We start from the raw sequence: 2173 nt of genomic DNA on the forward strand, positions 1-2173 counted from the left end.
AAGTGCCCATTTACACAGTTAACTGCCATGGGTTTCCTTTCAGTCATACAACGTTCACCCAAGTGAATAATAATTACAACTCATACGATTACAAAAGCCGTTTCCTAATTGTTCAGGGACCCATGCACGGATATTCTAAATGAGTAGGTGGCGGGCAAACTTCAGCCACACCAACTACGCATTTAGTTTATCGATGTGCATCTCCTAATCAATAAGACTACATTTTCGAAACATAACCGTTACTTCAACTCAAACATATTCCCTTTTTGATTCAATTGTTGCTGCGTTACATTTTCAAACATCATACTCAACATTTGTTGCATCTTTGGCATTTGTTCCAACATAACCTTTTGATTCACATAATTCTCTAAAGCTAAATGAACTAAAGTGCTTTTCGGTACACCACTTTCTTTGCTATACTCGTCCAACCAATCATTTAACTTTTTACTGATACGTGTATTAACACGAACCATTTCACTCATCTAATCACCTCTTGTATATCGTACTACATAAATATAACATCAGTTTAAACACAATATCAACACTAAGATACACCAGAACAATGTAAAAGTGGGACTCTATCCGCTATTAATATAAACAAGTTAAGAAAAACAAAAAGAGAGCATCATATTGACACCCTCTTGACACACAGAGAAGCACACGCTAATATCATAAACGAGTATAGTTCTTAATATTTTCTAATATAGATAACCAACAGTCCTGTAGAATGGGGTCCACCGCCAAGTGATCCATTTCTTCAAGGGCTTTTTTTATACTCTCTTTAGTTCTACGAGGGAACTCTTTCATATCCATAGTTCCATTAGAATAACAAATCAAACAAGCTTTTAATGCCCCTTTAACATTATTCAAATTAAAAATCGAGAATGTATAAGATTCATCAATACTAAACGGAGGACTCTTCCTTATTTCGTCTACCACTACACCGTCAGAGTCTCTCCAACTATACTCAATACGAGTCAAATTCTCTTCTTCTATCATTCTTTTAAAATGATTATATAACTCCTTTTTCTTATCATATATCTTCAAATATCCATCTTTATTTCTATTTCCATAATAAACAGTTCCTTTATGTCTATCCTGTTGCTTTCCTGTTTTACTATAAGACACAATATCACTCATATGACGCTCTATATCAAAAGCAATATCCATACCATAAACCACTCGCTTATTAGACTTCAAAACTGCATTTAACGTATGAAAAACGGTTTCAAACACTTTTTCATAACTATCTTTTTGCAACTCGTTATTTTCAAATTTAGAAGGGTTAAAATCAACTTTCATATCATAGCTATCTTTTTCCTTTTCCGAATTATGTTTCCACCCTATATAAACTGCACCTTCACCATATCCAATATGTATAACTCTATGATAATCTCTAACAGACGTCCCATGTTCTGACCTAATAGGTGTATTCGGTAAAAAAATCTGCTTTGACGATATTTTAGTTAAAACATCACTAAATTGTTTCTCTGTTACATCTTTATACTTAATCATTAGCCTATCCAAATAAACTTGCATAAAATCTATCCCGCTCCTTATTTTTTATTAAACATGTCATTTTGTACACGATTTTCGGCTATTAGAATGTCCGAAAATGTCTTCGCCACATTTCTACAATTTACCCACACATTGAATTATACTGTTCAATCTCTATCGTGACTTCAAAAATTTCTAATTGCCCTAAATAAGAACTAATAGCATTATCCAATAAAAACTCAACATTCTCTGGATCAACTACACTTTCACCAGGAACTCCAAACAACTTTACACGTAATTCGCTAATTCTTTTCAAATCATTCAATTGTCTTTCTGTCAGTTTCAAATTGTTACCCTCACTTTCTATCAATCTGCTCCTACACCTCCGTTACCTCGCCGACCGTACGCTCTTCTCACTCATTCCATTTCGTTTGCCATCAGTTCACGCGCCGTCGTGTCCTTTGAGAGTCCACTCCGTCACCTTACCTTCTGTCTGCACTTCACTTCATTCATGTCGCTCCCTTAAGTCGTCTACTTCCGGCTCCGTCGAATACACTTAATAAATAAGTGCCCATTTACACAGTTAACTGCCATGGGTTTCCTTTCAGTCATACAACGTTCACCCAAGTGAATAATAATTACAACTCATACGATTACAAAAGCCGTTTCCTAATTG

3 protein-coding genes are annotated in these 2173 nt (G+C 35.0%); all 3 read right to left on the bottom strand.

What is annotated here, in order from left to right:
• Positions 1 to 239: 239 nt before the first annotated feature.
• The 3 genes from ACS2CR_RS34000 to ACS2CR_RS34010 all read right to left on the bottom strand — a co-directional run bounded on the left by ACS2CR_RS34000 (position 240) and on the right by ACS2CR_RS34010 (position 1867).
• Complete coding sequence (locus tag ACS2CR_RS34000; RefSeq protein WP_001293418.1) at positions 240 to 482, bottom strand: hypothetical protein; 243 nt, start codon at positions 480 to 482, stop codon at positions 240 to 242.
• Between the two features lie 187 nt (positions 483 to 669).
• Entirely contained in the window at positions 670 to 1539 is an 870-nt protein-coding gene (locus tag ACS2CR_RS34005; RefSeq protein ID WP_001198524.1) for a hypothetical protein, read from the bottom strand.
• Positions 1540 to 1639: 100 nt separating this feature from the next.
• Positions 1640 to 1867, bottom strand: coding sequence for a hypothetical protein (locus ACS2CR_RS34010; protein WP_000572905.1), 228 nt, complete (start codon positions 1865 to 1867; stop codon positions 1640 to 1642).
• Positions 1868 to 2173 lie beyond the last annotated feature (306 nt).

This window comes from Bacillus cereus group sp. BceL291, from assembly GCF_051776705.1.
GTDB classification, from domain to species: Bacteria; Bacillota; Bacilli; order Bacillales; family Bacillaceae_G; genus Bacillus_A; species Bacillus_A cereus.

What these genes read in the sequence shown, in the direction of transcription:
- ACS2CR_RS34000 (WP_001293418.1), bottom strand. Translation starts at nt 482, where the DNA reads ATGAGTGAAATGGTTCGTGTTAATACACGTATCAGTAAAAAGTTAAAT.
- ACS2CR_RS34005 (WP_001198524.1), bottom strand. Translation starts at nt 1,539, where the DNA reads ATGCAAGTTTATTTGGATAGGCTAATGATTAAGTATAAAGATGTAACA.